Source organism: Streptomyces sp. NPDC057854, from assembly GCF_042797055.1.
GTDB lineage: Bacteria > Actinomycetota > Actinomycetes > Streptomycetales > Streptomycetaceae > Streptomyces.
The window spans coordinates 145010-167947 of record NZ_JBHVMF010000011.1 but is presented as its reverse complement, the minus strand read 5'-3'; the positions used below and the strand labels follow the sequence as shown (position 1 = coordinate 167947).

23 protein-coding genes and 1 tRNA gene are annotated in these 22938 nt (G+C 73.3%); 13 read left to right on the top strand and 11 right to left on the bottom strand.

Translation table 11 applies throughout. From position 1 onward, the window contains the following. The first annotated feature begins 4 nt into the window (after window positions 1–4). Window positions 5–1021, top strand: coding sequence for a LysR substrate-binding domain-containing protein (locus ACFVQZ_RS18150; protein WP_383623718.1), 1017 nt, complete (start codon window positions 5–7; stop codon window positions 1019–1021). A gap of 220 nt (window positions 1022–1241) precedes the next feature. Beyond that, window positions 1242–1586: an STAS domain-containing protein gene (locus ACFVQZ_RS18145; RefSeq protein WP_383623715.1), complete on the top strand. Its 345-nt coding sequence runs from the start codon at window positions 1242–1244 to the stop codon at window positions 1584–1586. Window positions 1587–1681: 95 nt separating this feature from the next. Here ACFVQZ_RS18145 and ACFVQZ_RS18140 read toward each other — a convergent pair whose 3' ends face one another. Next, complete coding sequence (locus ACFVQZ_RS18140; protein ID WP_030496340.1) at window positions 1682–2572, bottom strand: hypothetical protein; 891 nt, start codon at window positions 2570–2572, stop codon at window positions 1682–1684. A gap of 168 nt (window positions 2573–2740) precedes the next feature. On the opposite strand from ACFVQZ_RS18140, the gene ACFVQZ_RS18135 reads away from it, so the two are divergent. Together ACFVQZ_RS18135 and ACFVQZ_RS18130 are read left to right on the top strand one after the other, a co-directional pair. Next, complete coding sequence (locus tag ACFVQZ_RS18135) at window positions 2741–3472, top strand: TerD family protein (RefSeq protein WP_383623711.1); 732 nt, start codon at window positions 2741–2743, stop codon at window positions 3470–3472. Continuing rightward, on the top strand, window positions 3469–4131 hold the full coding sequence (locus ACFVQZ_RS18130) for a hypothetical protein (protein WP_383623707.1): 663 nt from the start codon (window positions 3469–3471) through the stop codon (window positions 4129–4131). Before ACFVQZ_RS18135 ends, ACFVQZ_RS18130 begins: the two co-directional genes overlap by 4 nt. 60 nt (window positions 4132–4191) lie before the next feature. Here ACFVQZ_RS18130 and ACFVQZ_RS18125 read toward each other — a convergent pair whose 3' ends face one another. Next, a complete protein-coding gene (locus tag ACFVQZ_RS18125; RefSeq protein ID WP_383623704.1) occupies window positions 4192–5955 on the bottom strand; it encodes a ThuA domain-containing protein in 1764 nt (587 codons plus the stop codon). Window positions 5956–5970: 15 nt separating this feature from the next. Next, a complete protein-coding gene (locus ACFVQZ_RS18120; protein ID WP_383623701.1) occupies window positions 5971–8835 on the bottom strand; it encodes a PQQ-dependent sugar dehydrogenase in 2865 nt (954 codons plus the stop codon). A 392-nt stretch (window positions 8836–9227) separates the two neighbouring features. On the opposite strand from ACFVQZ_RS18120, the gene ACFVQZ_RS18115 reads away from it, so the two are divergent. Further along, window positions 9228–10022, top strand: coding sequence for an ABC transporter ATP-binding protein (locus ACFVQZ_RS18115; protein WP_036415743.1), 795 nt, complete (start codon window positions 9228–9230; stop codon window positions 10020–10022). Then, window positions 10022–12445: an ABC transporter permease gene (locus tag ACFVQZ_RS18110; protein ID WP_383623698.1), complete on the top strand. Its 2424-nt coding sequence runs from the start codon at window positions 10022–10024 to the stop codon at window positions 12443–12445. Before ACFVQZ_RS18115 ends, ACFVQZ_RS18110 begins: the two co-directional genes overlap by 1 nt. Before the next feature lie 46 nt (window positions 12446–12491). Here ACFVQZ_RS18110 and ACFVQZ_RS18105 read toward each other — a convergent pair. From ACFVQZ_RS18105 to ACFVQZ_RS18095, 3 genes are all read right to left on the bottom strand, one after another. After that, window positions 12492–12565 (bottom strand) — tRNA-OTHER (locus tag ACFVQZ_RS18105). Window positions 12566–12684: 119 nt separating this feature from the next. Next, window positions 12685–13899, bottom strand: a complete 1215-nt coding sequence (locus tag ACFVQZ_RS18100) for a trypsin-like serine peptidase (protein ID WP_383623695.1) — start codon at window positions 13897–13899, stop codon at window positions 12685–12687. Window positions 13900–14119: 220 nt separating this feature from the next. Continuing rightward, window positions 14120–14596 carry an NPCBM/NEW2 domain-containing protein gene (locus ACFVQZ_RS18095; protein WP_081959338.1) on the bottom strand — a complete coding sequence of 159 codons (477 nt, stop codon included), beginning with the start codon at window positions 14594–14596 and terminating at the stop codon, window positions 14120–14122. Between the two features lie 472 nt (window positions 14597–15068). On the opposite strand from ACFVQZ_RS18095, the gene ACFVQZ_RS18090 reads away from it, so the two are divergent. Continuing rightward, window positions 15069–15644, top strand: coding sequence for a helix-turn-helix domain-containing protein (locus ACFVQZ_RS18090; RefSeq protein ID WP_383623888.1), 576 nt, complete (start codon window positions 15069–15071; stop codon window positions 15642–15644). Window positions 15645–15672: 28 nt separating this feature from the next. On the opposite strand, the gene ACFVQZ_RS18085 is transcribed toward ACFVQZ_RS18090, so the two are convergent. From ACFVQZ_RS18085 to ACFVQZ_RS18075, 3 genes are read right to left on the bottom strand one after another with little or no spacing between them, the layout of a single operon-like run. Further along, a complete protein-coding gene (locus ACFVQZ_RS18085; protein ID WP_030496332.1) occupies window positions 15673–16002 on the bottom strand; it encodes a hypothetical protein in 330 nt (109 codons plus the stop codon). After that, entirely contained in the window at window positions 15999–16616 is a 618-nt protein-coding gene (locus ACFVQZ_RS18080; RefSeq protein WP_383623692.1) for an Asp23/Gls24 family envelope stress response protein, read from the bottom strand. The genes ACFVQZ_RS18085 and ACFVQZ_RS18080 overlap by 4 nt, the downstream gene beginning before the upstream one ends. Next, window positions 16607–17188 carry a sigma-70 family RNA polymerase sigma factor gene (locus ACFVQZ_RS18075; RefSeq protein ID WP_051788065.1) on the bottom strand — a complete coding sequence of 194 codons (582 nt, stop codon included), beginning with the start codon at window positions 17186–17188 and terminating at the stop codon, window positions 16607–16609. The genes ACFVQZ_RS18080 and ACFVQZ_RS18075 overlap by 10 nt, the downstream gene beginning before the upstream one ends. 169 nt (window positions 17189–17357) lie before the next feature. Between ACFVQZ_RS18075 and ACFVQZ_RS18070 the strand changes: the two genes are divergently transcribed. The 4 genes from ACFVQZ_RS18070 to ACFVQZ_RS18055 are packed head-to-tail and all read left to right on the top strand — an operon-like array spanning window position 17358 to window position 19556. After that, window positions 17358–17837 (top strand): Asp23/Gls24 family envelope stress response protein, encoded by a 480-nt coding sequence (locus ACFVQZ_RS18070; protein ID WP_030496329.1) that lies wholly within the window; start codon window positions 17358–17360, stop codon window positions 17835–17837. 57 nt (window positions 17838–17894) lie between these two features. Continuing rightward, entirely contained in the window at window positions 17895–18077 is a 183-nt protein-coding gene (locus tag ACFVQZ_RS18065; protein WP_030496328.1) for a hypothetical protein, read from the top strand. Next, complete coding sequence (locus ACFVQZ_RS18060) at window positions 18074–19039, top strand: DUF6286 domain-containing protein (protein ID WP_030496327.1); 966 nt, start codon at window positions 18074–18076, stop codon at window positions 19037–19039. The genes ACFVQZ_RS18065 and ACFVQZ_RS18060 overlap by 4 nt, the downstream gene beginning before the upstream one ends. Further along, window positions 19032–19556, top strand: a complete 525-nt coding sequence (locus ACFVQZ_RS18055) for a hypothetical protein (protein ID WP_321193085.1) — start codon at window positions 19032–19034, stop codon at window positions 19554–19556. The genes ACFVQZ_RS18060 and ACFVQZ_RS18055 overlap by 8 nt, the downstream gene beginning before the upstream one ends. An 11-nt stretch (window positions 19557–19567) precedes the next feature. Here ACFVQZ_RS18055 and ACFVQZ_RS18050 read toward each other — a convergent pair whose 3' ends face one another. Both ACFVQZ_RS18050 and sigK read right to left on the bottom strand, forming a co-directional pair. Beyond that, window positions 19568–20320 (bottom strand): anti-sigma factor domain-containing protein, encoded by a 753-nt coding sequence (locus ACFVQZ_RS18050; protein WP_383623685.1) that lies wholly within the window; start codon window positions 20318–20320, stop codon window positions 19568–19570. After that, on the bottom strand, window positions 20317–20907 hold the full coding sequence (sigK, locus tag ACFVQZ_RS18045) for an ECF RNA polymerase sigma factor SigK (protein WP_383623682.1): 591 nt from the start codon (window positions 20905–20907) through the stop codon (window positions 20317–20319). The genes ACFVQZ_RS18050 and sigK overlap by 4 nt, the downstream gene beginning before the upstream one ends. Window positions 20908–21275: 368 nt before the next feature. Here sigK and ACFVQZ_RS18040 point away from each other — a divergent pair, with 368 nt between their 5' ends. Beyond that, entirely contained in the window at window positions 21276–21515 is a 240-nt protein-coding gene (locus ACFVQZ_RS18040) for a chaplin (protein WP_030496324.1), read from the top strand. 427 nt (window positions 21516–21942) lie between these two features. Beyond that, window positions 21943–22920 carry an alpha/beta hydrolase gene (locus ACFVQZ_RS18035; protein WP_030496323.1) on the top strand — a complete coding sequence of 326 codons (978 nt, stop codon included), beginning with the start codon at window positions 21943–21945 and terminating at the stop codon, window positions 22918–22920. Window positions 22921–22938: the final 18 nt, after the last annotated feature.

The following is a 22938-nucleotide window of genomic DNA, read 5'->3' as shown; positions in this document are numbered from 1 at the left end:
GGCGATGGACCTCCTGGACGGCCGGCTGAAGTTCCGGCACCTGACCCTGCTCATCGCCGTGTACGACCACGGAAGCGTCATCCGGGCGGCGGAGAGCCTCCACCTCACCCAGCCCGCCGCCACCCGCACCCTGCACGAACTGGAGGCCATCGCCGAACTCCCGCTCTTCGTCCGCGTCCCGCGCGGCATGCGGCCCACCGTCTACGGTGAAGCACTCGTCGGCCACGCCCGCGCGGTGGTCGCCGAGATCCGGCGGGCCAAGGAGCACCTCACCGGACTGCGCGAGGGCCAGGACGGCACGGTCACCGTGGGCACCCTGCTCGCGGGCGCCAACGTCCTGCTGCCCCGGGCCGTGGCCCGCCTCAAGAAGGAGCGCCCCCGGCTCACCATCGTGGTCCGCGAGGGCACCCCCGACGTCCTCCACCCGGCCCTGCTCGGCGGCGAACTCGACCTCATCGTCGGCAGGGTGGGCCCCGCCCCCGCCGTCGGCGACGCGCTCCGCCAGCGGATGCTCTACCGCGAGCCCATCCGCCTCGCCGTCCGCGCCGGACACCCGCTTCTGGCCCTTCCGTCGGCCGAGGGATCGGCCGACGGAACGGCCGGAGGCGCGGCCGAGGGAACGGCAGGAAGAACGGCAGGAGGCGCCGTGACGCTCACGGACGCACTCGCCCACCCGTGGATCCTGCCCGTCGAACAGACCGCCCTGCGCCAGGAACTGAGCGCCCTCTTCGTCGACCGGGGGCTGCCACTGCCCGCCGAACGGGTGGAGTGCACCTCCATCCTCACCATGCGGGCCCTGCTCCTCCAGACCGACATGGTGGCGCTCCTGCCCGAACTGGTCCTGCGCGACGACGAGCACCTCGCCGCGCTGCCGGTCGACCTTCCCTCGGTGGGGCGCACGGTGGGCGTCACCGAAGCCGCCCACCGCACCCGCACCCCCGCCCTCGAAGCCCTCCTGCACCACCTCGACGAGGAGGCGGCGCGGCTCCGCGCGAGCCTCGGCACCGGCGCTCAGGGGTGAGGGGCGAGCGGGCCCCGAGCGGCGGCACCAGGGCGAAGAAAACGCACCACGCCGCTACCGGAAGATTTCCCTCTTTTCGGGGATAACCGCTGGTCAGATGGGGTGAACAGGAGCCGGGCGCCGTTCCCGCAGCGCGGTGGGCGGCGTTGTCGAAGGCGTGAGTACCGCAAGCACAGCTCCGATACTGACCGGTCCTTTCGTCACCCCCGCCCCTCCCGTCGTGCACGACTCGGGCGCGGATGCCGCGCCCTGCGACATAGTCGTCGCCTCCTGCACCACGCTCGGCGCCACCCTGGTCGTCCACCTCGCCGGGGAGATCGACCACTACAGCGCCGCCCCGCTGCGGACCCTGCTGGCCTCGGCCGCCGACGCCGGATACACCGGCCTCGTCCTGGACACCGCCCGGGTCACCTTCTGCGACTCCGCGCTCCTGGCCGTCCTGGACTGGTGGCCCCGGCACGGCCGACGCCTCAGCCTCGCGCACTGCTCCCGGGCCCTTCAGCACCTCCTCCACGCAGCAGGCGCAGCGGCGGAGCACCGCCCGGTGAAACAGCGAACCCTCTGAAACAGTGAAGCCCGGTACCGGGGCGCGCGCATCCGGTACCGGGCCCGTCCCAGAGGCGCCCAGCGACGCGTCTCAGGCGCCCGGTGGGAGGGACGTCACGGGATGAAGACCTTCACGGAGTCGTTCGCGCCGTCGTTCCGGTTGATGCCGACGAAGAAGTCGCTCCCGATGTGGGTGATGTCCTCGATCTCGTCGACCAGTTCCCTTCCGGGAATCCCGATGTCGCTCTCCACGTCGCCCCCGGACCAGTTGTACTGGTACACCCAGTTCCACCCGCTCAGGGGCGTCGAGCTGTTGATGGACTTCGTGTTCCAGATGTAGTTCTCGGAGCAGTCGATGCCCTGGTCGGAACGATTGTCGTGACTGGTCAGGTTGGTCTTCACCAGCGTCCACCCGCTCGTCAGCGAACCGGCGCCGGGATGGGTCCACAGGTTGCCCGCGCGGCGGGCGGCGTACTTGCCGGCCCCTCCGGCCGCCGTCGCGCTGTAGCAGAGACCGCTGATGTTGCCGATGGGCAGATGGACGACCTCGCTCGCGCCGATGGCCCCCGACGATGACAGGCGGACGATGGTCACATCGTCGCTCGGGAACGCCGACTGGCTCCCCTGCGTCGCGATCAAGGCAGGCCCCTGACCCTGGTAGTCCGGGTGGTAGGCGAGGTCGTTGCCGTGGCCGAGCGCGGGGATGGAGGTCGGCGCCCCGGCGCAGGTCCAGCTGTTCGCGTCCCACGTCGAGCCGTCGCGCAGCCACCTGGACAGGACCGGCTCGTCTCCGCCCGGCCTGGTGAAGATGATGTAGAGCTGGCCGCCCGGCCCCGCGACCATGCCCTGCATGACGGTGCGACCCGCCCTGCACGGACTGCTGGTCGGGATGCTGAGCCGTTCCTCGCCGCTCCTGTCGGTGGCGGCGTGGGCGGGCGTCGTCGCGGTCATGGCGATTCCGGTCATGAACGCCAGCACGGACGCGAAACTCAGAAGCTTTCTCACTCGGTTCCCCCCTTGTGGTTGGGGGGAGGCTAGCATTACTCGTGTCACTCGCATCTGAGATTCCGTCAAATCATCGGCCCGAACGCTGGATATGGCGGAAAGCCCCCGTCGGCAGAAGTGGATCCGGCCCCGTCGACGTCGCCTTGTGGTGCGTGTCAGCATGACGCGGTGACACAGATCATCAAGGGGGGACACCTCCCGATACCCGGGCAGGTGTGGAAGGTCGCGGTCGTCCGTGGAACGTCGGGCGGCACGTCGGCGGCCGAGCCCGCCGTGCTGCTCCTGGACGCGGCCGGCCGTGTCAGGGACGACGGCGACGTCGTCTTCCGTGACCGGCGCGCACATGCCTCCGGGGCGGTGCGGCTGATCGGACAGGTGCCGAGCGGGGAGCGGCGCGTCGCGGACTGGCTGGAGATCGACACCGCGCGTGTCGAGCCGGGGGTCCAGCGGATTGTGATCGCCGTCGCCGGCGACGCGGAGACGTCCGGGCACGTACCCCGGCTGCTCGTACGGACGATCAATGCCGTGACGGGGGAGGAGCTGGCGCTGTACGAGGTCGGGGACGTGACGACGGAGACAACGTTCGTCCTCGGGGAGTACTACCGGCGGGACGGCGCGTGGCGGTTCCGGGCGGTGGGCCAGGGGTACGACTCCGGCCTCGCCGGCCTCGCGGAGGACTACGGCATCACGGGAGAGGTCCCGCCGCGGCGCCCGGGCGCGGTCCCGTACGCATCGAGGGCGTGGCCAAGGTCCCGGCGCCCGAGGTCCCTGTCCCACTGCCCGAGCGGCACGTCCAGCCGCCGGCCGCGCCTGCCGCACCCGCCCGGCGCCCGGACCCGGCACCGGAGCCACCCGCCCCGGCACCCGAACCGCCCACCCCCACACAACCTGCGACCGTGACGGCCCGGGCGTCCCGTCCGGCCAAGGCGCGGCCTCCCGCCCAGAGGTGCAAGGAGCACGCATCCGCCGCGGCCCTCTTCGGCGAGGACTTCCCGGAGTTCGTCAAGGAGGGCAGCGGCTCGTCCGAGTTCACCGTCGACGAGCCCCTGCCGGCCGGGTTCTTCGTCGTGGACACGGAGCGGTCGGGCGACGGCTCCTTCATGGTGGAAGCGGTCGACGACAGCAGGCCGGGCCTGGATCTGCTCGCCCACACGCGCCTGGAGGACTTCCGTGGACGCACCCTGGTGCGGCATGACGGCCGCATCCCGTTGGTTCTGCGTGTCCGCGCCGAGGACCGGCCGTGGAGACTCACGTTCCGTCCGGTGAGCGTGGTCGAGGAACTGGGCCGCGGGGCAACGGGCCGGGGACGGGACGTGCTGCTCCACCGGGGGCCTGCCGGCGAGCTGTCCGCCATGCTGCGTCCGAAGAGGGCCGACTCCGCCTACGTCGACGTGATGTACTACACGCCGCGCGCCCGCGGCACATGGGACTACACGACGTTGATCAGCGAGACGAACAGGCGCCCGGAGTACCGGATGCCGCTGCCCGAGGGTCCGCTGCTGGTGAGAGTCGCCGACGCGGAAGGGGACTGGTCGCTGAAGCTGCGGCACACCGCATGATGCCGCCCGGCCGGATTCCGGCCGGGCGACACCTTCAGCTCACCCACCTACCCCGCGACGTCAGGGCAGGGTCCATTTCTGGTTGGGGCCGGTGTGGCAGGTCCACAGGTGGACCGCCGTGCCGTCGTTCCAGACGCCTCCCGAGGCGTCGAGGCACTTCCCGGACTGGGGATTGCGCACTGTGCCGTTCGTCTGCGGTTCCCACTTCTGGGCGCCGGAGCCGTTGCACGTCCACAGCTGGATCCGCGTGCCGTCCGCGCTGCCGCCTCCGGACACGTCCAGGCACTTGCCGAGGGCCTTGACGGTGCCGTCGCCGGCCACCGTCCACCGCTGGGCGGCGGTCCCGTTGCACGTCCACAGCTGCACCTTCGTGCCGTCCGCGGTCTGTGCTCCGTCCACGTCGAGGCACTTGCCGTTCACGCCCTTCACCTCGCCCGTGCGGGGGCCCGGCTGCTGCCCGCCGCCCTGCTTGACGCGGATGTTGCGGAAGGAGACCTCGTCGCCGTCGCCGTGGTTCTGGATGCCGACGTATCCCTGGCGCAGGCTTCTGACAGGGTCGGTGTTGGTGAAGTCGTTGATCTTCCGGCCGTTGAGGAAGATCTCCAGTCGCTCGCCGGTGACCCGGAGTTCGTACGTGTTCCACTCGCCCGGCGGGTTCAGCGCGGCGTCCCGGGCGGCGACGTCGGCGGACTGGAAGCCGTAGACGGCGCCGGTGGTGCGGTCGGCGGCGTCCGTGGCGTCGATCTGGATCTCGTAGCCGTTGTTCACCGCCGACCAGGGGTCGTCGGAGGCCGGGAAGCCGAGGAAGACACCGGAGTTGTCGTCGCCGGCGGCCTTCCAGTCGAGCTTGACGGAGTAGTCGCCGGTGAGCTCCCGCGCGGAGTACCAGAGCATGCCGAGGCCGCCGTGGGAGGTCAGGGTGCCGTCCGCGAGCGCGAACCCGCCCGGTCCGGCCTGCCGCCAGCCCGTGGTGGACGAGCCGTCGAACAGGGCCGTGTAGCCGGTCTCCGGGCGGCAGTCGGCGTCGGTCATGCCCGCCGCCCACCGGATGCCGCCGAGGAGGTGACGCCGGAACGCGGGGTCGGTGTACGACTCGTCGGTGTGGCCGCCGCCGGTGTAGAAGGCGCGGCCGCCCTGGTAGTCCTTGCACCAGGCGATGGGGTGGTCGCCCGCCATGTTTCCGCCCGCATAGCTGGACTCGTCGAGCGAGGCGAGGACATGGGCGGTGGTGCGGGGGTTGGTGCGGTAGTTGTACCACTCGTCGGTGCGCTGCCACGCGGAGCCCATGTGCGCGGTGGCGTCGTGCGCGCGGTCCTCCACGCGGACGGTGGCGGGTTGGATCGCCGGGTGGGAGTGGAACAGGGCGCCGGCCAGGCCCTCGTAGAACGGCCAGTCGTACTCGGTGTCGGCGGCGGCGTGGATGCCGACGTACCCGCCGCCGCCCTGGACGTACTGCTCGAAGGCGGTCTGCTGGGTGCCGTCGAGGACGTCTCCGGTGGTCGACAGGAAGACGACGGCCTTGTACCGGGCGAGGTTGCCGCTCGTGAACGCCTGGGCGTCCTCGGTGGCGTCCACGGTGAAGTTGTTCGTCGTGCCCAGGGCGCGCAGGGCGGCGACGCCGTCGTCGATCGAGGAGTGCCGGAAGCCGGCGGTCTTGGAGAAGACGAGGATCCGGTACGCGGGGTCGGCCGCCGCGCGGACGGCCGCGGGGGCCGCCGCGCGGACGTTCGGGTCGGCCGCCGCGGGCGGGGCCGCGGCCTGCGGGGCCAGCGCGAGTGTGGCGCCGGCGAGGAGCCCGAGCAGGGTTCTCACTGCGGTACGCATAGGGTGCCCTCCTTTCTACGACTGGGGCAGGGACCACTTCTGGTTGGGACCGGTGTGGCAGGTCCACAGGTGGACCGCCGTGCCGTCGTTCCAGACGCCGCCGGAGGCGTCGAGGCACTTGCCGGACTGCGGATTGCGGACCGTGCCGTCGGCCTGCGGGGCCCACTTCTGGGCGCCGCTGCCGTTGCACGTCCACAGCTGGATCTTCGTGCCGTCCGCGCTGCCGCCTCCGGACACGTCCAGGCACTTGCCGAGGGCCTTGACGGTGCCGTCGCCGGCGACGGTCCACCGCTGGGCGGCGGTCCCGTTGCACGTCCACAGCTGCACCTTCGTACCGTCGGCGGTCTGTGCGCCGTCCACGTCGAGGCACTTGCCGTTCACGCCCTTCACCTCGCCCGTGCCGGACCCGCCGGCGGCGGAGGTGGTGAAGGAGAACTCGTCGACGTCGAAGAGGGAGCCGCTGCCGCCCTTGAAGACCAGGTACAGCGTGGTCGATCCGGCCGGCCCGCCGGCGAGCGGGGCGGTCACGTCCTGGAAGGTCTCCCAGCCGCCGGTGACCGGGACGGTCGCCGTGCCGAGCAGGGTGCCGGCGGGCGAGCCGGCGCGTACCTCGATCGTGCCGCCCGCGCCCGCGGAGGAGACGCGCGCGGTGAGCCGGGTGACGTTGTCCAGGGCGTACGGCGTGAAGGAGATCCAGTCGCCGTTGTCGATGTGGCCGACGGTCTTGCCGCCGTGGGCGGGGGCGTGGCTGACCACCTGGACGCCGGAGGAGGCGCCGTGGTGCTCGGCCTGCCGGTGGGTGGGCTGGGTGACGTGCTGGTCGTGGGTGGTCAGGGCCGGCTGGCCGCCCGCGCCCTTGTCGGTGTACTCGGCGTCGACGACGCCGAAGATGTTGGCGTTGGGGTCGTGCTCGCCGTCCGCGAGGGTCTGCAGCGTGCCCGAGCAGCCGGTGGTCGAGGTCTGGGGGTGCCCGTGGCTGTCGTGCCCGACGATGAAGGTGATCTTGACCTTGGAGCAGTCGATCGTGCCGTCCTCCGGGTCGGAGACGGTCACCCTGAAGGGGATGGCCGCGCCGAAGTCGTAGACGCGCCCGTCCACGGGAAGCTCCAGCCGGACGGTCGGGGCCGTGTTGCCGACGGTGATCCGGACCGAGGCGGTGGCGGACTTGCCGGTGGCGTCCGTGACCTTCAGCGTGGCCGTGTACTGCCCGTTGGCGGTGTACGTGTGGGAGGGGTTGGCGGCGGTCGACGTGGCGCCGTCGCCGAAGGTCCAGGAGTAGGCCAGTGCCGTGCCCTCCGGGTCCGCGCTGCCCGCCGAGGAGAAGGAGACGGCCAGCGGCGCCGCTCCGGAGGTGACGTTCGCCCTGGCCTGCGCGGTCGGGGCGAGGCCGTCGGTGACGTGCTCGATGCGATACAGGGCGGAGTTCTGGTCGCCGCTGAAGTAGCCGGTGCCGTAGTCGAGGACGTACAGGGCGCCGTCCGGGCCGAAGGCCATGTCCATCACCTGCGTGCCGCTCCAGGGGAACGCGTTGATGGACTGCACGGAGCCCGCGGTGTCGGAGACGACGCGCTTGATCCAGCGGCGGCCGAACTCGCCGGCGAAGTAGTGGCCGTCGTACTCCTGCGGGAACTTCACGGCGGAGGTGGAGGAGGCGTCGTAACGGTAGACCGGGCCGCCCATCGGCGACTCCGAGCCGCCGCCGAACTCCGGGACCGAGGCGCCGTCGTAGGGGATCCAGGCGGGCCGGGCCGGCGGCAGGTCCGTGAGACCGGTGTTGTTCGGCGAGGTGTTCTTCGGCGCGGCGCAGCTGAAGGCGGAGCCCGAGGCGCCGGTGGCGAAGTTGTAGTCGACGTAGGCGTCGTTGGCACCGGTGCAGTACGGCCAGCCGTAGTTGCCGGCGCTGGTGATCCGGTTGAACTCCACCTGGCCCGCGGGGCCCCGGGTGGGGCTTGCGCTGCCCGCGTCGGGGCCGTAGTCGCCCAGGTAGACGATGCCCGTCGCCTTGTCGACGCTCATGCGGAAGGGGTTGCGAAAGCCCATGGCGTAGATCTCGGGGCGGGTCTTCGCGGTGCCGGGCGCGAACAGGTTGCCAGAGGGGATCGTGTACGAGCCGTCGGCGGCGACCTTGATGCGGAGGACCTTGCCGCGCAGGTCGTTGGTGTTGCCGGAGGAACGCTGGGCGTCGTACGCGGGGTTGCGCGAGGGGCGTTCGTCGATGGGGGTGTAGCTGTCGGAGGCGAACGGGTTGGTGTCGTCGCCGGTCGACAGGTACAGGTTGCCGGCGGCGTCGAAGTCGATGTCGCCGCCGACGTGGCAGCAGATGCCCCGCGAGGCGGGCACGTCGAGGATCTTCTTCTCCGAGGCGAGGTCCAGGGTGTTGTCCGTCCTCAGGACGAACCGGGACAGGCGGTTGACGCCGTCGAAGGGCGCGAAGTCGGCGGCCGTGCCGTCGCCGGGGGCGTCACCGCCCGGAGTGCTCAGTTTGGGCGCGTAGTAGAGGTAGACGTGCCGGTTGGAGGAGAAGCCGGGGTCCACGGCGATGCCCTGGAGGCCTTCCTCGTCGTGGCTGTACACGTCGACCTTGCCGGCCACGGAGGTGGTTCCGGCGGCGTTCGTCAGACGGACGGTGCCGTCCCGCGAGGTGTGCAGGACCGACCGGTCCGGCAGCACCGCCAGGGTCATGGGCTCGCCCATCTCGGCGACGCCCTTCGCGAGCGTGACCTGCTGGAACTCCGCCGCCGCCGCGGCGGCGGGGGCCGGCTCGTCGTGGAGCGGCGGCGAGGCCGTGGCCGCCGGGGTCACCGGCAGCAGGAACCCGGCGGCACAGGCCAGGGCGGTCAGGAATCGGAGGCGCTTGGTTCTGGGCGTTCTCTTGCGCACAGATGGCTCCCGGAGTGAGAGGGGGGTTGACGGGGCCGCGTCGGGCCACCGGTATGTCTACGGGCGCGCGCCGTCATGCCGTAGGACCGGCCTGCCCAAACATGACCGGTTCATTTCAAGGAAGTTAGCGCGCTTTGTCAGGCGCCGTAACCCAACTCGCAGGAATCGCCGCCACTTTCTCTCCGTACGGGACAAAGCGTGGACGCGGCCGGAGGAAGTCCCTAAGGTGTCCCGCGCGGCGACGCGAACCCGGGCCGCCGGGGAGCATGGGGGCGGTCCGCAGGGTGGGGGGTGGGGCTGTCCCCACCCATGATCCACCAGCCGCCGTCATGGTCCCTGACCTGCCGCTTTCCGTACGTTCGACAGGACGAACCCGAACGTACGGAGGAACCATGGCACGGGAAGCCGCCCCCTTGACGGCAGCCGTCGAACTCGCCGGTGTCAAGCGCTCGTACGGCAGGGGTGACCGGGCCGTGCACGCCCTGCGCGGCATCGACCTGAGCCTCCCGCACGGCAGCTTCACCGCCGTCATGGGCCCGTCCGGCTCCGGCAAGTCCACCTTCCTGCAGTGTGCCGCCGGCCTGGACCGCCCGACCACCGGCTCCGTCCGGCTCGGTGGCACCGAGATCACCCGCCTGGGCGAGAACAAGCTCACGGAACTGCGCCGCAGCCGTCTCGGCTTCGTGTTCCAGGCGTTCAACCTGCTGCCCTCGCTCACCGTCGAGCAGAACGTGCTGCTCCCGCTGCGGCTCGCCGGCCGCCGCCCGGACCGGCAGCGCGCCGCCGAGGTCCTCGGACAGGTCGGCCTCGCCGACAAGGGCGCCCGGCGGCCTTCCGAGCTGTCGGGCGGCCAGCAGCAGCGGGTGGCGATCGCCCGCGCCCTGGTCACCCGCCCGGACGTGATCTTCGGCGACGAGCCGACCGGCGCCCTCGACACCACCACCGCCGCCGAGATCCTCGGCCTGCTCCGGGACGCCGTCGACCGGCTCGGCGCGACCGTGGTCATGGTGACCCACGACCCGGTCGCCGCCGCCTACGCCGACCAGGTCCTCTTCCTCGCGGACGGCGCCCTCGCCGACCGGCTTCCCCGGTCCACCCCGGCCCGCATCGCCGCCGTGATGACGGAGCTCACCACCACGGCGACGGCCACGGCCGCCTCGTCCGTCCGGGTCGGGGCGGTCGCCTGATGCCGTTCCGCACCAACGGCCTCGCCCGGGCCGCCGTCCGCTTCAAGCCCTCCTCCTTCGTCGGCACCTTCGTGGCGCTGCTGCTGGCCGCCGCCGTCGTGTCCGGCTGCGGGCTGCTGCTCCAGACCGGCCTCACCGCGTCGACGCCACCCGGCCGGTACGCCGGCGTCCCGGTCGTCGCCGCCGCCGACCAGCAGGTGCACGCCACCGTCGGACAGGGGCCGGAACGCCAGACGTTCTCCGCGGCCCTGCCCGACCGCGCCCGCCTCGACGCCTCCCTCGTCCACGCCGCCGCCCGCGTCCCGGGTGCCGCCGCGGCCGTCGGCGACGTCACCTACCCCGTACGCGACGCCTCCGGCACCCCGCTCACCGCCGCGGGCTGGGGCTCGGCCGCCTTCACCGGCACCCGCCTCGCCTCCGGCACCGCCCCGAAGCCGGGCGCGGTCGTCCTCGGCGGGGGAGACGCGCGGGTGGGGGAGCGGGTCGCCCTCGACACCCCGCTCGGCCGGCGCACCTTCACCGTCTCGGGAACCACCGCCACGCCCGGCGTCTGGTTCACCGACGCCCAGGCCCTCGCCCTGTCCGGGCACCCCCGGACCGTCGACGCCATCGCCATCCTGCCCGCGCCCGGCACCGACCCCGGCAAACTCGCCGCCGAGGTCGACCAGGCCCTCCACGGCAAGGCCGAGGTGTACACCGGCGACGACCGCAGCCTCGCCGAAGGCGCGGCGCTCCCGGCCGCCAGGGAGATGCTGGTCGCGCTCGGCGGCTCCTTCGGCGGCGTCGCCACCCTCGTGGCCGTCCTCACCGCGGCCGGCACCGTCGCGCTCTGCGTGAGCCAGCGCTCCCGCGAGTTCGCCCTGCTGCGCGCCATCGGCGCCACCCCGCGCCAGCTGCGCCGCTCGATCGCCACCGAGGCCCTGCTGCTCGCCCCGCTCGCCGGCGCCCTCGGCTGCCTCCCCGGCTTCGCGCTCGCGCACTGGTGGTTCGGGCAGCTCCAGGACAAGGGCGCGCTTCCGCAGGGCGTACGACTCGACACCGGCCCCCTGCCGTACGCCGCCGCGGTCCTCGTCGTCGTCCTGGCGGCCCTGGGCGCCGGGCTCGCCGCCGCCCGCCGCCCCGCCCGCATGGCGCCGGGCAGCGCGCTCGCGGAGGCGCAGACCGAACGGCGGACGATCGGCCGGGTCCGCACGGTGTGCGGCGTGGCCGCAGCAGGGGGCGGCGTCGCCCTCGCGGGCGTGGCAGCCGCCGGTTCCGGCGAGGACGCCGCCAACGCTGCTCTCGGTGTCGTGATGCTCTTCATGCTGGCCGTGGCGCTGCTGGGCCCGCTCCTCGCCCGCCTCAGTGCCGCCGTCCTCGGGGTGCCGCTCCGCGCCGCGGGCGCGCCCGGGCACCTTGCCGCCGCCAACTCCCGTACGAACGCCCGCCGACTGGCCTCCGCGCTCACCCCCATCGTCCTCGCGACGTCCTTCGCCTCCACCCTGGTCCTGCTGCACGCCAGCACCGACCGCGCCGCCGGACACCAGCAGCAAGCAGGCGTCGTCGCCGACCACGTCGTGACCGCCCCGTCCGGACTGCCCGTCGACGCCGCCGCCCGCGCCGCCCGCCTCCCGGGCGTCACCGCCGCCGTGGCCGTCCAGCACACCGGCGTCCTGCTCCCCGACCGCGACACCGGCTTCCGCGGCGCGACCGCGCTGGCCGTGTCCGCCGACCCCCGCCCCGTCCTCGACCTCGACGTGCGCACCGGCTCCCTCGCAGAGCTGCGCCCCGGCACGGTCGCCGTCGACGCCAACCTCGCCGACGCCGCGGGCGTCCGCCCCGGACAGCGCCTCGACCTGCGGCTCCCCGACGGCCGTACCGCCTCGCCCCGCGTCGTCGCCACCTACGGGCGCGGCCTCGGCCTCGCCGAGGTCACCCTGCCCGCCGCCGCCCTGGCCGGCCACCGCACCGTCCCGTACGCCGACGAACTGCTCGTGAAGGGCGGCACACCGGACCGCCTCACCGCCCTCGGCACCGTCACCGACGCGGCGGGCCGGGCCGCCGCGCAGAGCCGCGACCGCGAGGTCAACGCCTGGGCCAACACCACGATGGCCGCCGTCCTGGGCGGGTTCGCGGCCGTCGCCGCCGCCAACACGCTGGTGATGACCGTCCTCGCCCGCCGCGGCGAACTGCGCACCCTCCGGCTCGTCGGCACGACCCGCCGCCAGGTGCTGCGCATGATCCGCTGGGAAAGCCTGGTGGTCGCCGTCGCCGGCACCGTCCTGGGCGCGGCGATCGCCCTGGCCACCCTCGTGCCCATGACCCGCGCGCTCACCGGCGAAGGCCCCTACCTGCCCCCGCTCCTCACCGGCTCCTTCGCCGCGGCCACCCTGCTGCTGGCCCTGCTCTCGACGACCCTCCCGGCCCGCGCGGCACTGCGATGAGCCGCGGACCGGAACAGGTGGCGGGCTCCAGCAGAAGGAGGCAGGACAGGGCCGGCCGGATTCGAACCGGCGTCCTCCCACACGCGGTGAAGGCGCGACGACCACTGCGCTACGAGCCCTGTCCTGCCGAAGATCATACGAGCCCCGGCCGCCCCGCCGCCCCCGAATATCCCAGGACCCCCGCGCGGCCCGGCCGCGCCGTCACGGCCACCCCACGCGGGGTCGGGCGGCCCCGGCGGTCAGGCTCCGGGGGTGACGGCCTGGGCGGTCGTGAAGGCGGCCTTCTCCTGGTCGCCGAAGTGCGTGCCGGCCATGTAGGGGCTGGGGGCGCGACCCTCCGCCTCGGCGATCGCGTCGAGGCCGCCGGTGCTGGACTGGGCGAGGTGCGAGGTGACGCCGACCAGAAGACCCTCGCCGCTGGCGTGGTCGAAGTCCTTGAACCAGGGGCCGCCGCTCGCGCCGGGGCTGAGCTGGGTCTTCATCAGGTCGCTGTTGGTGTCCCACCACCACTCGCGGGCGATCCACGACGGCCCCTGGCTGTACATCAGGCCGCGGCCGTCGTAGATGCGCTGCTGAGCGGCGGGGACACCGTTCACGTTCGGGGAGCCGTCGATCACCGCCCTGCCGGCGGGGGTGAAGTTCGGGCCGCTGTAGCTCTTGTAGTTCGCGGCCGGGTACCCGAAGTTGGTCCGCGGCGTCGTGCGGGCCACGTGGAAGCCGATCGGCTGTCCGCCACCCACCACGTCCTCGACCGGTCGGTCGTCGGCGGGGTTGTCGACGACCATCGCGACCATGTCGTTGTTGTTGAGGTGGTTGGCCTGCGCGGCCCACCCCTCGGTCAGCCAGGCCCGGGTCACGGCCCACACGCCGTACGGGGCGATCTCGGGCCCGATCGCCGGGCCGCTGTCCAGATCGGTGCCGGGGGCCACGCGGGGCAGGTTCTCGCCGCGGAAGTCGGGGATGAACAGCGCGTTCGTGGCGATCTGGTTGGTGTCGTACGGGGCGTTGAGGCCCCAGTTGACGCGCAGGCAGTGGGCCGCGGTGACCACGACGCTCTTGTTCCGGCTCTGGACCACCGTGGCGGTGCAGGCCGAGAGGTTGTCGGTACCCGTGGCACCGTCGGCGTTGCGCATCCGCATGACCAGTTTGCCCGTCGTACGGGTGACCTTCCCGCCGCCGGTCCAGGGGCGGGCGGTGTCGTCCCAGCCCGCCGCGGGCGCGACGGCCTCGGCGCCGTCGCCGTTGAGCGCGGCGGCCGAGAGCCGGTTCTCGTTCCAGTACGCGACCTGTTGCTGGAGCCCGGCCTCGTAGCCGGCGCCGAGCGGAACGAGGCGAAGCTCGGCGGGCCCGGCGGCATGCGCGGCCGGGGCGCCGCCCACGGTGGCCGCGGCGACGGCGACCAGCGCGACGACCACTGCCGACATCCGGCGACGGGGTAACTGACCTGCTGTCATGGCGCTCTCCTCGGGAAGACGGTTCCCCGAACCTACCAGCCAGTACTGGAATTTGGTTCCAGAACCGAGAAGGTCCACGCGCGCTGCCGCGCCCCCCCCGCACGCGCGGACGACATCGGTGCCGGTGACAGTCCTGGCCGCCGGCCTCATGGACGGTGACGCGTCAGGCGTCGGGTTCTTCCGGTGGGGTGGTGACCCAGAAGAGGGCGCCGGTACGGGGTCACGGGGTGGGGGCCGGTTTCCCGGTGACGACGGGGTCGACCCAGGCCGCCGTGCCGTTCGGTTCGCCGCAACTGTCCATCCGGAGGGTGATCCGGAAGACGTCGCGGACGTCGATGGTGAGCGGCAGGACGGGATCCCCGGCCTTGCGCAGCACTTGCCTCACCTGGCGCCCGTCCGCTTCCACGACGAAGTCGAACGTGTAGTCGGAGCGGGTGGTCTCGGTGACGGCGACGCTCGTGTGGAGGGTTTCGTACCGGCGGTCCAGCTGCCAGGTCGCGACGGAGCAGGTGGTGTGGAGTGTGGTCGGGTAGGTGACACCGGCGACGGTGACCGGCCCGACGTCATAGGGATAGCGGTCGGTCTCGACGGGATGCAGGTCCCTGATCAAGGACTTCTGCTCGCCCTTGGGGGACGGCGTGGGGGTCGTGGGCGCGACGGTGCGCGGTGCGGGTGTCGAGCCGCCCGATGGTTCCACTTGGCCAGGGTCTGCCGTCGTGGGGCCGGGAGCCGTGGAGCCGGAGCGGGCGGGGCGGCGGCGGGGGTCCTGGCCGTCGGTGAGTTGATGAACACCGGCAAGCCGAGGAACCCCAGTACGACGCCGAGGACGGCGGACACGGCGGAGATGAGCGCGGCGATCTCTCCCATGCTCCTGCGAGGGGCGGCGGGGGCGGAGACCGGAGCCGCCGGAGGAGGAGCCGGCGAAGGGGGCGGCGACGGAGGGCGAGCCTCCTGAGATCCGCCGACCGCCGGCGGGTGGGACGGTTGTTCGGGTAACGGCGCCCGCGTGGGCTCTTCGCTCACGGTTCCCCCGTCGCTCACGACTGTGCGCACATGATGCCCTGTGACCTCCGGGGCAGCCAGGGGTTCGGAAGTGCCGCGGCTACGGAGAACGGGTGATCGTCCGTCACCAGACATCACGCCGCGGGCGTACGGATTGTCACACCGATATGACAACAGTGCATCAGCAGGTGATCCCCCCTCAGAGCGCAGCTTCCACGGCCACGGGCACGGCTCCTGCGACGGTCTCGCGGCGGCACAGGACCGGGGATCTGCCCGAGCCAGAGGAACGGCGCCGGCTGCGCGAGCGGTGGGGCCTGACGACGCGGCAGGTGGCGACGGCGTTCGGGGTGACGCCGGCGACGGTGCGGTCCTGGGAGCGGGGCCGTTCGGCACCACGGGGCAGCCGCAGGGAGGCGTACCGGCGGTTCCTGGCCGGTCTGGCCCAGTACGGCGGGACGTCTCCGCACCGGAATGTCGGCCGTGACCGGCCTCCGGCGCAGGCCGCCCGGCAGCCGACGCCCCTGTCGGCCGACCCTGCCGTGCCCGCCCTGAGGCGACCCGCAACGCCCGGGCCGACGCGCCCGAGCGCTGCGGCGGACCGAGTGGTCCGCGTCGGCGCGGGCCGGCGGGAGGCGGATCCTGTGGCTCCGGAGCGCGTGCGGCGCGTTCGGCTGCTGGGGGCGGTGATGAGCGTGTGGTCGCTCGCCCTGTGGGTGTACGTCACCTGCCCACCGCCCCTCTGACAGCGCGGCCCGGGTGCGACGGTCCCGGTCATACGATCCCGGTGACGGTCACCCGCACCGTCCCGGGTGGCGTGGCCGCCGCTTCCGCCGCCGCCGCCAGCACGGCGCCGGCCGTGCGGGCGGCCTGATGCTGCGCGCGGACGACGACATCGACCCGCACGGCGGTGACCCGGCCGCGGGCGTCGAAGGTGATGCGCACCGCGCCGCCCGGATCGCGCTGGTCCTCGGCGTCGGGCCGGCGCGAGGCGCCTGTCCGCAGCAGGGAGCGCAGACCGGGCCGCAGGCACGCGACGCCGGGAACGGCCAGGACGGCGTCGGCGACCTGCCGGGTGACCGCCTGGGACGGGTCGCTGTTCACGGCCTGGCCTCCCGTGGCTGGGTGGGGGGTTCGTGCAGGTCGGTGACGGTGACGTTCACATCGCCGAGCGTCAGGCCGAGGTGCTGCCGGGCGGCACTGATCAGACTGTCCCGCACCGCGCGGGTGGTGTCCGGGAGGTCCTGTCCGTAGGCGACGGTGACGCCGAGGTGCACGGTGGAGGGCCCGCGCGTGGGGTGGGTGCGGCTGCCGGGCGGGGTGATGCGGCAGCTTCCGGCCCGTACGCCGGGGACCTGTTCGGCCGCGGTGCGCAGGACGCGCGCGGCGACGGACTCGTAGATCCAGATGTCCTCGCCGGCCTCGCCGAGCGGCAGGTCGCGGCCGGGCCTCAGCTCCAGCCGGACCGCGTCCATGACGCGCCGCACCACGGCGGCGGTGTCGACCTCCGCGGGTGGCGCGGCCGGCGCGAGCACAGCTGCCCGCAGGTGTTCCAGGTCGGCGACGGCCTGCCGGCAGGAGGGACAGGCGGCGGTGTGCGGGTCGGCGTCCGGGCGGTCGGCGGCGTACTCCCACACGGCGGCCAGCTCCCGGCCACAGGCGAGGAGTTCGAGGTCGTCGTCGGGGTTCCCGTCGGGGTGGGGGGTGTTCATCGCCATGCGGCCATCGCCTCCGTCAGCATGCGCCGGGCCCGGAATACCCGTGCGCGGACCGCTTCGGGCCTGATGCCCACCGCCTGGGCGATCGTCTCGTACGGCCGGCCCTCGATCTCCCGCAGGACCCAGCAGACCCTCTGCTCGGGGGACAGGGCACCCATGGCCTGGGCGAGGTCGCGTACGGCGGCCTGTGACTCGGCGGCGCGGACGGGGGAGGACTGGTGCTCCGGTGCGACCGGTTCGGCGACGGCGCCGAGGTCGGCAGCGGGTCTGCGGGCCCGCAGCAGGTTCAGGCACCGGTTGGTGACGATCCGGTACAGCCACGTACCGAAACCGGCCTCGCCCCGGTACTCGGGCAGGCTGCGCCACGCGCTCACGAAGGCGTCCTGGACAGCGTCCTCCGCCTCGGCCCGGCTGCCCATGAGACGCTCGGCGAGCTGCAGCATGGCCGGCGAGTGGCGGTGGACCAGCACCTCGAACGCCTCCTCGTCCCCTTCCGCGGCCCGCACCGCCAGCAGCCGGTCGTCGGCCTCGGCCGCTTCTTCATGGTCCGCCGGGCCCCACCGAGCGTTCAACGCGGGCTCCTTCCAGTCTCCACTGCTCTGACACCTCCCGCCCGGCGTTCGTTACGCCTCCCGGATTCGCACTGTCGTCCACCCGTTCACGGCAAGGGATCCGTAACGGATGGCACGCCCGCGCTGTCAAAGGAGTGCCATCACCCACCGACCCGCAGAGGGAGCAGTCATGACGGTCACTCAGGAGAAGGCCCCCGTCCGCCCGCATCACGCGGACAGCCCGGCGCCCGGGCCCGGCCGCACGCACGTCGACGAGCCCGGCGGCACGCGCGGCAGGACGGCGATCGCGGACACGGTCGTCGTCAAGATCGCGGGAAGGGCGGCGCGGGAGATCCCCGGTGTCCACGACATGGGCGGCGGCCTGTCCCGGACGCTCGGCGCGGTCCGCGACCGGGTGCCCGGCGGGCGCCCGAACGTGGGCCGGGGCGTCAAGGTCGAGGTGGGCGAGCGCCAGGCGGCCATCGACGTGGAACTGGTCGTCGAGTACGGCGTCCCCGTCCCGGACGTGGCCCGCGACGTCAGGGAGAACGTGATCTCCGCGGTGGAACGGATCACCGGCCTGGAGGTCGTCGAAGTCAACATCGCCGTCACCGACGTCCACCTGCCCGGCGACGACGAGGACGACGCCACCGAGTCACGCGTGGCGTGAGGCGCCACGTCACCCAGGCGCTCGGACCCCGCATACGAGAGAAGGAAGGCAAGAGTCATGAGCAGGGAACGCCTCGGGCTGCTGGTCGGGATGGCGCTGGGATCCGTCGGCTGGTTCGGAGGCTTCGGGGCCTTCCTCCTGGTCGCCGTCCTCGGCGGGCTCGGCTACGCCACCGGCCGCTACCTGGAGCGCGGCGGTGACCTGCGCGATCTCCTGGTCGCCGAACGCAGGCACCGGTGAACCCCGCCGAGCGCGGCGTCACCACCGTCGCCGACCGGGTGACGGCCAAGATCGCCCGGCAGGCGGCCGCCGAAGCCGCGGCTCCGGCCGGCGGGCACGTCCTGCGGTCGGCGGCGGCCACGCGCGGGCGGCGCGCCGAGGTGACCGTGGAGGTGGACCTGCCCCTGTCCGCTCCGGCGGACACGGGCTGGATGGCCCACCTCCACGAGCACCTGACCGAGCGCACCCGGCAGCTGACCGGGCTGGCCGTCGACACCGCGCACCTCCGCGTCCGCAGGCTCAGCCCGGCGATCCCGAGCCCGACCCCGCACCCGGACCGGAATCCGGAGCCGAGCCCGAGCCTGGACCCTCCGCCGGACTCCGCCGAGCGGCGACCCCCGGTCCCGGTCGGCAGGCCGTGGTCCTCGCGGCGTGCCGCCGCCACAGGCGCGGCCTCGGCCGTGGCCGTCGTATCGGCGCTCACGGTCTGGACCGCCCTGCACGCGCACCTGCCCGGCATCGCCGCGCCGCCCTGGGAGGGGGCGGGCCAGTGGCCGGCGGTACCCGGCGGCCGGACCCTCCGGCGCCCGGCAGCCTGGGCTGCCGTCATCGCCGGGGGATGGCTGATCCTGCTGGCCCTGACGCCCGGCCACCGACGCCTGCTTCCGCTGCGCTGCCCCGGGCCGGCACAGGCGGTCGTCAGCCGCCGGCACGCCGCGCGCCTGATCCGGGCGGCCGTCGCCGAGGTGCCCGGGGTGCGGGTCCGCGCGGTCCGCTGCACGCTCCGCAGGGTCACCGTCCGCGCGGAGGCGGCCTACGGCGCACCGCACGACCTCCGCGACGCGGCCACCGGCACGATCGAACGTGCCGTGCGGAACCTGGCCCTCGGACGCACACCGACGGTACGGCTCGTCCTCCGCACCGCCGACGTCCCGTACCCCACTCCCGCCGGGCAGCCGGCACGAGAGGACGCAGATGCGTAGCCGCCCCGTGGCCAACCGGACGGCACTCGCTCTCGCCGGCCTCGCCCTCTCGGCCTCGGGCGTGGCCGCCGTCCTCGGGGCCGAGGACAGAATCCTCGCGGCCCTCTCACGGCATCCGGATCACGCGGACCACCGCCTGCTGATCGCCGCAGGCGGTGCAGCCCTGGCCGCGGCGCTGGTCCTGCTCACCGCACAGATCCCGCGCCCGGTACGGCGCCGCCTGCAGCTCGCCGTCCCCGGCTGCGGGCTCGACAGCAGGGCCGTCCGCCACGCCGTCCAGGCCGGCTGCACCGCTGTCCCCGGAGTCGCGCGAGCCCGATGCCGCCTCACAGGCGGCCGGCGCACGACGCGGCTGACCCTCACCCTGACCCTGAACGCGACAGCCCACCCCGGCGACGTCCTGACCGCCGTCTCGGACGGCGTCCTGCACCAGATCGCCCCGCTCCTCACGCCTCGTCGCCTCCACACCCGCATCCGCCTGCGGGTCCGACGCCCCCGTCCGCGCCGCGCCCGCTGACCCAGGCCTGCTCAGGCAGGCATGTTCATGAGGAGGAGGGGGGCGGTGGTGGGCTGGGGCGAGCCTCCGGAGGGCTCCAGGGTGAGCCCGAGGGCGGTGGCGTCGGCGGGGTCGCCGTCGACGAGGACCGTGCCGTCCTGGTGGATGAGGCCGGCGGGCCGCATGGTGCCGCCGTGCTGCAGCCACAACTGGTAGGTGCGTCCAGCGGCGGGTTCGGGGAGCCCCGTCGCGGTGAAGACGGCCTTGTTCTGGCGCGTGGAGGTCACGACCGTGGTGAGCGCGCCGTTGGCGGCCCTGCCGTGGACGGTCCGGGAGTCGGGCGCGGCCAGGATGCCGCTGATGGTCTCGAGGTTCTGCTGGGCCCGCTGAGTCTGCTCCTGAGCCTGACGGACTTCCTGGTGCTGCCAGACGGCGAGACCGGCGAAGGAGGCGGCGGCGACGAGGCTCGCCGCGAGCCCCAGGAGCAGGGCCTTGCGGCGCAGGCGTTCGGCCAGGCTCCTCGTCACGTGCGCCGAGTTCAGCCGAGGGGGCAGCTGCCGTACCCCGTCGAGGGCGTCCAGGGTGCGCTGCTTCAGCGCGGCGGGGGGCTCCTCGGCCACCGCGGAGGCGAGGCGGGCGGTGGTGGCGCGGAACTCCGCGACCTCGCGCCGGCACGCCTCGCACTCGTCGAGGTGGCGGGTGAAGGCGTCGGCCTCCGCGCCGTCGAGGGCGTCGAGGGCGTACGCGCCGACGAGGGCGTGGAGGTCGGTGTGGTGGTCGTTCATGTGGTCACCCCCATGCAGTCGCGGAGTCGGATGAGCCCGTCGCGCATGCGTGTCTTGACGGTGGGCAGGGGCGTGCGCAGGGCTTCGGCGACTTCACGGTAGGTCAGTCCGCGGTAGTAGGCGAGGGTCACGGCCTGGCGCTGGAGTTCGGTCAGGCCGCGCAGGCAGCGGCGTACCTGTTCCGACTCCAGGCGGGTCTCGACCTGTTCGGCGACCTCGTCGAAGGCAGTGGTGTGCTCGCGGGCGGCCTGTGCCTGCTCGCGGTCGGTGGCGGCCTGCGCGGAGCGGACCCGGTCGACGGCCCGCCGGTGCGCGATGGTCGCCGCCCAGGCACGGACGGAGCCGGCGTCGCCGCGGCAACGGGCAGCCTGGCGCCACAGGTCGATCATCACCTCCTGGGCGACCTCCTCCGACTGCGCCCGGTCGCGCACGACCCTGAGCACGATGCCGAAGACCATCGGCGCGAGGGCGTCGTAGAGGACGGAGAAGGCGCCCTTGTCGCCGCGGGCGACCCGTGCCATGACGGAGGGAAGATCAGGGGGTCCGCTGCTCGCCGCGGTGCGGCGGAAGGGGAGGGGTTCGTTCATCGGCCTTCCCCCGCCGGGCGCGACCGGGCGCGGACCCCGGAGGGTGCCGATGAGGGAAGGGCGATCCGTCGTCGCATGGGGGTCCTTCGTGGCCGGAGCCCTGATCCGGAGTCCGGGAAGCGAGACCGGGTCCTCAGCAGAGCAGGGGTGTCTGTGCACGTACTTCGTAGCGGACGCACGTCCGGAGGGGAGACGTTTCGTCGATTTCGAGGCCGGGACATGACCCGATCGAGGGAATGCCCCCGTCGCGACCCAACCGGAGAAGGCGTCGCCGCGAAGCCCCGGTGAGAGCAGGCAGATCCGCTCGTTCTCACCGCCCGCGCGATCTCCGCGAGGGCGGTACGGATCCTCTTCGTGGAGGTAACGCGATGGCGCGTACGCGCAGCACTCTGACCGTGGCCCTGGCGGCCGGTGCCGTGGTGATGGGAGGCGCCTCGCTGGCGTCCGCCGACGCGGGTGCGCAGGGCTGGGCCGCCCACTCGCCCGGTGTCGGCTCCGGCAACCTCGTCCAGGTCCCCGTCCACGTGCCGGTGAACGCGTGCGGCAACACGGTCAGCGTCATCGGCCTGCTGAACCCCACGTTCGGCAACACCTGCGTCAACGGCTGATCAGAGGCACCGCACACTCCGGCCTGCGAACCTGGGGGCGGGCAGGCCGGTGACCCGACCGGACACGGGTGGAAGCGGCACCGGGCCGTTTCCGCACGCAGAGCCGTGTCCCGGCACGGGTCGGCCGCGGGTGGCTGACGCCACAGCCACCCGCGGCCATCGGCCTTCGTCCCCGGTCCGCCAGAACGGACGGAGGCACGGCGAGCGCACCGGCGACCGGCTCGCCGCGCTCCGACCGTACGACCGCTCAGCGGGCGGCAGCGCCACGGCACAGGGACCGACCCCCGGACGCCGTCCGCGCCGATCCGGCCCGCGCCCACAGCCGACCTCGGCTTGCGGCCCGGCCCCGAGCGGGCATCATAGACCGGGGGGAGATCACCCAGGGGGGATCGCGCCGGTTCCGAGGCGCCCACACACTGGAGTGCGCATGACGCAGCTGCCCCCGCCCGTCACCCCCTACCTCGAACCGGCCGCCAGGGAACTGGCCGAGGCCACCGACCCGCACCCCCGGATCTACGAGGTCCCCCCGGAGCAGGGCCGCGACATCCTGCTGGGCCTGCAGAGCGGCGAGGGAGTGCCGCGCCCGGAGGTCGACGAGGAGTGGGTGGAGGTGGACGCCGGCGAATGGGGAACCGTCCGCACCCGGATCATCCGCCCGAAGGGCGCCACGGGCCCGCTGCCCGTGGTCTTCTACATCCACGGGGCCGGATGGGTCTTCGGTGACGAGAAGACCCACGACCGCCTCTTCCGCGAGCTCGTCGTCGGCGCCGGCGCGGTGGGCGTCTTCCCCGTGTACGACCGCGCACCCGAGGCGAAGTACCCCACGCAGGTGGAACAGAACTACGCGGTGGGCCAGTGGGTGCGGAAGAACGGCGCCGACCACGGCATGGACACCTCGCGGGTTGCGGTCACCGGCGAGTCCGTCGGCGGCTGCATGTCCGCGGTCTTCGCGCTGATGAACAAGGAACGCGACGACGGTCTCGACCTGAAGGCCCAGGTCCTGCTCTACCCGGTCACCGACGCCGACTTCGACACGCCGTCGTACCTGCAGTTCGCCGAGGGCTACTACCTCACCCGCGACGGCATGAAGTGGTTCTGGGACGCGTACACCACCGACCCGGAGCAGCGGAAGCAGCACTACGCCTCCCCGCTGCGGTCGACGCTCGACCAGCTCAGGGGCCTGCCCACCACCCTGGTCATCACGGACGAGGCGGACGTCCTGCGCGACGAAGGTGAGATGTACGCCAACAAGCTCCGGGAGGCGGGCGTCGACGTCACGTCGGTCCGCGTCGCCGGCATGGTCCACGACTTCCTGCTCCTGGACAGCCTCCGCGACACCCGCGCGGCGAACGTGGCCCGCAAACTCGCCGTCGACGCCCTGCGCACGGCCCTGCACGAGACCTGACCGCACCCCGCCCCGGCC

What these genes read in the sequence shown, in the direction of transcription:
- ACFVQZ_RS18150 (WP_383623718.1), top strand. Translation starts at nt 5, where the DNA reads ATGGACCTCCTGGACGGCCGGCTGAAGTTCCGGCACCTGACCCTGCTC.
- ACFVQZ_RS18125 (WP_383623704.1), bottom strand. Translation starts at nt 5,955, where the DNA reads ATGCGTACCGCAGTGAGAACCCTGCTCGGGCTCCTCGCCGGCGCCACA.
- ACFVQZ_RS18115 (WP_036415743.1), top strand. Translation starts at nt 9,228, where the DNA reads ATGGCACGGGAAGCCGCCCCCTTGACGGCAGCCGTCGAACTCGCCGGT.
- ACFVQZ_RS18110 (WP_383623698.1), top strand. Translation starts at nt 10,022, where the DNA reads ATGCCGTTCCGCACCAACGGCCTCGCCCGGGCCGCCGTCCGCTTCAAG.
- ACFVQZ_RS18100 (WP_383623695.1), bottom strand. Translation starts at nt 13,899, where the DNA reads ATGACAGCAGGTCAGTTACCCCGTCGCCGGATGTCGGCAGTGGTCGTC.
- ACFVQZ_RS18090 (WP_383623888.1), top strand. Translation starts at nt 15,069, where the DNA reads ATGACAACAGTGCATCAGCAGGTGATCCCCCCTCAGAGCGCAGCTTCC.
- ACFVQZ_RS18080 (WP_383623692.1), bottom strand. Translation starts at nt 16,616, where the DNA reads ATGGCGATGAACACCCCCCACCCCGACGGGAACCCCGACGACGACCTC.
- ACFVQZ_RS18070 (WP_030496329.1), top strand. Translation starts at nt 17,358, where the DNA reads ATGACGGTCACTCAGGAGAAGGCCCCCGTCCGCCCGCATCACGCGGAC.
- ACFVQZ_RS18065 (WP_030496328.1), top strand. Translation starts at nt 17,895, where the DNA reads ATGAGCAGGGAACGCCTCGGGCTGCTGGTCGGGATGGCGCTGGGATCC.
- ACFVQZ_RS18055 (WP_321193085.1), top strand. Translation starts at nt 19,032, where the DNA reads ATGCGTAGCCGCCCCGTGGCCAACCGGACGGCACTCGCTCTCGCCGGC.
- ACFVQZ_RS18050 (WP_383623685.1), bottom strand. Translation starts at nt 20,320, where the DNA reads ATGAACGACCACCACACCGACCTCCACGCCCTCGTCGGCGCGTACGCC.
- sigK (WP_383623682.1), bottom strand. Translation starts at nt 20,907, where the DNA reads ATGAACGAACCCCTCCCCTTCCGCCGCACCGCGGCGAGCAGCGGACCC.
- ACFVQZ_RS18040 (WP_030496324.1), top strand. Translation starts at nt 21,276, where the DNA reads ATGGCGCGTACGCGCAGCACTCTGACCGTGGCCCTGGCGGCCGGTGCC.
- ACFVQZ_RS18035 (WP_030496323.1), top strand. Translation starts at nt 21,943, where the DNA reads ATGACGCAGCTGCCCCCGCCCGTCACCCCCTACCTCGAACCGGCCGCC.